Raw genomic sequence first — 4346 nt, forward strand, 5'->3', positions numbered from 1 at the left:
ATATATATTAACTGGCTTTAATTGAAAAAAAAATCTAAACAATGAGTAAGGAGGTGATTGTATGAATTTTGAATTCTCAGAAGAACAAAAAGCTATAAAAAAAATGGCAAAAAAATTCTCCGATGAGGAAATATTGCCCTTTGCCAAGAAAAATGATGAAGAAAAGCACTTCCCAAGAGAGATAATAAACAAGATGGCTGATATAGGGCTTCTTGGGTCGACAATACCAAAGGATTATGGCGGCGAAGGACTTGACTATTTGAGTTATGCTTTGATTGTTGAAGAAATAGGACGTGCTGATTCATCAGTACGCACAACTGTGTCAGTGCAAATCTCCTTAGTTGCTAATGCTATTCTAAAATACGGTAGTGATGAACAAAAGAAAAAGTATCTACCAGCCCTTGCCTCAGGCAAAATCATAGGATGCTTTGCCTTGACTGAGCCTGACACGGGAAGCGATGCCTCGAATCAGAAAACGACAGCAACATTTAAAGATGGCAAATGGATCTTAAATGGCAATAAAATGTGGATTTCGAATGGAGGTATAGCGGACATTGCATTGGTTTTTGCGCGAACAGACAAAAAGGACAAAAAGAGGGGCATATCAGCTTTTTTGGTTGAAACAAATAACAAAGGTTTTTCCAGCTATAATATTGAAGGGAAACTTGGACTGCGAGCAAGCAATACTGCCGCTCTTACTTTTGAAGATATGAAAATTCCTGAAGAATCACTTCTTGGAAAGGAAGGTCAGGGATATAAAATTGCGATGGAAACACTCAACAATGGGCGATTCAGCGTTGCAGCCGGATGTGTAGGAATTATCAACGGCTGTATCGATGCAAGCACAAAATATGCTAAAGAAAGAATCGCCTTTGACAAACCTATTGGGTCTTTTCAACTGATTCAGGAAATGATAGCCCAAATGGTCGTTGAAAGAGATGCTTCACGCCTATTAGTCTATAGGGTGGCTGACCTGAAAAACAGAAAAGTAGAATGCATATTGGAAACATCGATTGCAAAATATTATGCAAGCGAATCAGCTGTACGAGCGGCAAACAGTGCAATTCAAATACATGGAGGATACGGCTACTGCAGCGACTTTCCGGTAGAAAGATACCTTAGAGATGCACGAGTCGCTACCATCTATGAGGGGACTTCAGAAATCCAAAAGCTGATAATTGGTGAAAAAATATTGGGATTAAGGGCTTTAGTTTAATACCATTATCAATGGGAAAATTGGAAAGCAAAAGGGACAATCAAAAGGAAGGAAGAGAATGAAGAAAAAAAATAGTAAGTCAAAGGGAATCCTTGGGAAAAAAGCAAGGGCTTTTTTGAAAGAAGACAAACTTTATATCTCTCCCTCTTATACTCGTGAATATCCCCTAATTGCCGTTGAAGGTAAAGGCGCATATGTCACCGATATCGAAGGCAAGAGATTTCTCGATTTTTCTTCCGGAATTGGAGTAACAATAACTGGACACTGCCATAAAGATATAGTGAAAGCTATCAATCTTCAGTCAAAGAAACTAATTCATATGTCGGGCACCGATTTCTATTATCCTTCCCAATTAAACCTTGCCAAGGAGCTTACGAAGCTTGTTCCGGGAAAATATCAAAAAAGAGTATTTTTTGGAAATTCCGGTACAGAAGCAATAGAATGTGCCATAAAACTTTCCCGTTATTATACCAAAAGAAAACTGATAATCGGTTTCTTTGGCGCCTTCCATGGAAGGACGATGGGGGCACTTTCAATTACAGCAAGCAAATCAGTGCAGAAGAAAAACTTTTTTCCTCTTGTGCCGGGCATAACACATATTCCCTATGCTCACTGCTATCGATGTCCTGCCGGGCTGAAATATCCCTCTTGCTGTCTTGCCTGTGTTAAATGGATTGAGGACGAACTCTTTCAACATACAGTCCCTCCTGAAGAGGTTGCCGCAATATTCGTTGAGCCGATTCTTGGTGAAGGCGGCTATGTCGTGCCTCCTCCAGAATTTCTTCCTGAATTAAAGAAATTATGTAAAAAATACGGTATTCTCCTCGTTGCAGACGAAGTACAATCAGGATTTGGACGAACAGGTAAGTTTTTAGCAATTGAACATTTCAACACGATTCCAGATATCGTTACTCTTGCAAAAGGCATTGCATCAGGACTTCCACTTTCGGCAACAGTTGCTTCCAAGAAGATTATGTCATGGCCTCCCGGCAGTCATGCAAGCACCTTTGGGGGAAATCCTGTTGCCTGCGAAGCCTCTCTTGCCACGATTAAACTATTGAAAGAAGGCTTGATGGAAAATGCGGCAAAGATTGGTGCTTATATGAAAAATAAACTTTTTGAGCTCAAAGAAAGACACCGCCTCATAGGCGATGTAAGGGGAATCGGACTTATGATTGGCGTTGAATTGGTAAAAGATAGAGAGAAAAAAACGCGGGCAATCAATGAAAGGAAAAAAGTTTTAAACCTCTGCTTTGAAAAAGGATTGGTCATTCTTGGCTGTGGAATAAATTCAATAAGATTCATCCCTCCCTTAATCATAAGCCGCAATGAAGCGGATGAAGCACTTTCTATCTTCGATGATGTCCTTACAATTGTTGAAAAAGAGAAAAATTAAATCGTTAAATTTAAGGAGGGTTGTCCTATGAAAAAACATAATAATATAATCGATGGGAAATATTCCCCTCCTCACAGCGGAGAATACTTTCCGAATAAAAACCCTGCTGACTTAGACGATACCATTGGCTTTTATGCCAAATCTGACCGCATAGATGTCGATAAAGCGGTAAAAGCCGCAAGAAGGGCTTACAAAAAATGGAAACTGGCTCCGGCGTCATATAGGGGAAAGATTATCCTAAAAGCTTACGAACTTTTAATAAAGAAAAAAGAGGTCTTGGCAGAAGTAGAAACAAGAGAAATGGGAAAAATATTTACCGAAACTTTGGGAGATGTTCAGGAAGCCATTGATACCGCTTTTTATATGGCTGGAGAAGGAAGGAGACTTTTCGGAATAACAACTCCCTCTGAATTACGCAACAAGTCTGCATATACGGTAAGGGAACCGGTTGGTGTGGCAGGCATAATAACACCTTGGAATTTTCCGGCTGCAATACCTGCATGGAAGATCTTCCCTGCCCTTATATGCGGCAACACTGTGGTCTTCAAGCCGGCACCTGATACACCTGAAACAGCTCGACTCTTTGTTGAACTTTTGATGGAAGCAGGTATTCCTGATGGTGTTGTCAATTTAGTATATGGTTTCGGTAAAGATGCCGGAGAAGCAATGGTGAATCATCCTGATATCAATCTCATTTCCTTTACCGGTTCGACGGCAACTGGAAGCCATATTGCAGAAATATGCGGCAAAACGCTGAAAAGATGCTCCCTTGAAATGGGAGGAAAAAACGGACAGATCATTCTTGAAGATGCAGATTTGGATTTGGCTGTAGAAGGCGCTTTATGGGGCTCATTCGCAACATCAGGCCAAAGATGCACGGCAACGAGCAGGATAATCATTGAAAAAAGCATTCTAAAGGATTTTACAAAACGGTTCCTTGAAAAAACCAAAAAATTGAGACTCGGAAATGGAATGGACAAAAAAACCGATGTAGGGCCAATCATAAACAACTCACAGCTTGAAAAGATTACTCATTATGTTGAAGTTGGAATAAAAAAAGACAAAGCAAAACTATTATGCGGCGGTAAAAGAGCAACTGGCGGAAAACTTAAAAAAGGGTATTTTTTTGAACCAACAATCTTTGCCAATGGACACAAAAAGATGACTATCGCTCAAGAAGAAATATTTGGACCTGTAACACTGATAATGCCAGTCAATAATCTTGATGAGGCAATGGATGTTTTAAACAGCACAAGCTATGGACTCTCATCCTCTATATATACAAAAGACATCAACAAGGCACTGAAGGCAACTTCATATGCGGAATGTGGAATAGTCTATGTAAATGGGCCAACAATCGGTGCAGAATGCCATCTACCCTTTGGGGGCTACAAAAATACAGGCAATGGGCACAGAGAATCAGGCAATTTAGTCCTCGATTTTTTCACTGAAACCAAAACAATTTATATCGATTACAGCGGCAGGCTTCAAAAGGCGCAAATCGATACAAATTGATTGATTTTTTTCGTCTATATCGAGGATTATGACTTGTATCAATAATATTGAAATGCTCTATTTTCATCTCATCAAATTTTTACATTTTGATAACTGCAAAAGAATTAAAGATAACAATGGGTTATTCACCTCTCATAGATGACGAATAAATGTGCTGATTATATAAATTTCTGTTTGACACAATGATTATGATTAATCTAGTAAATAATAACATAATAT

Annotated in this window: 3 protein-coding genes; all 3 read left to right on the forward strand. The window is 39.3% G+C overall.

Annotated elements, in window-relative coordinates:
- Positions 1-61 precede the first annotated feature (61 nt).
- Genes D6734_11580 through D6734_11590 form a run of 3 tightly spaced genes read left to right on the forward strand, consistent with a single transcriptional unit; the run spans position 62 to position 4127 of the window.
- Entirely contained in the window at positions 62-1216 is a 1155-nt protein-coding gene (locus D6734_11580) for an acyl-CoA dehydrogenase (GenBank protein ID RMF92761.1), read from the forward strand.
- 58 nt (positions 1217-1274) lie between these two features.
- Complete coding sequence (locus D6734_11585) at positions 1275-2612, forward strand: acetyl ornithine aminotransferase family protein (GenBank protein ID RMF92762.1); 1338 nt, start codon at positions 1275-1277, stop codon at positions 2610-2612.
- 27 nt (positions 2613-2639) lie between these two features.
- Positions 2640-4127 (forward strand): aldehyde dehydrogenase family protein, encoded by a 1488-nt coding sequence (locus D6734_11590; GenBank protein ID RMF92763.1) that lies wholly within the window; start codon positions 2640-2642, stop codon positions 4125-4127.
- Positions 4128-4346 lie beyond the last annotated feature (219 nt).

The organism is Candidatus Schekmanbacteria bacterium (assembly GCA_003695725.1).
Classification (GTDB): domain Bacteria; phylum Schekmanbacteria; class GWA2-38-11; order GWA2-38-11; family J061; genus J061.

Coding starts and splice junctions, on each gene's coding strand:
- D6734_11585 (RMF92762.1), top strand. CDS start 1,275: ATGAAGAAAAAAAATAGTAAGTCAAAGGGAATCCTTGGGAAAAAAGCA.
- D6734_11590 (RMF92763.1), top strand. CDS start 2,640: ATGAAAAAACATAATAATATAATCGATGGGAAATATTCCCCTCCTCAC.
- D6734_11580 (RMF92761.1), top strand. CDS start 62: ATGAATTTTGAATTCTCAGAAGAACAAAAAGCTATAAAAAAAATGGCA.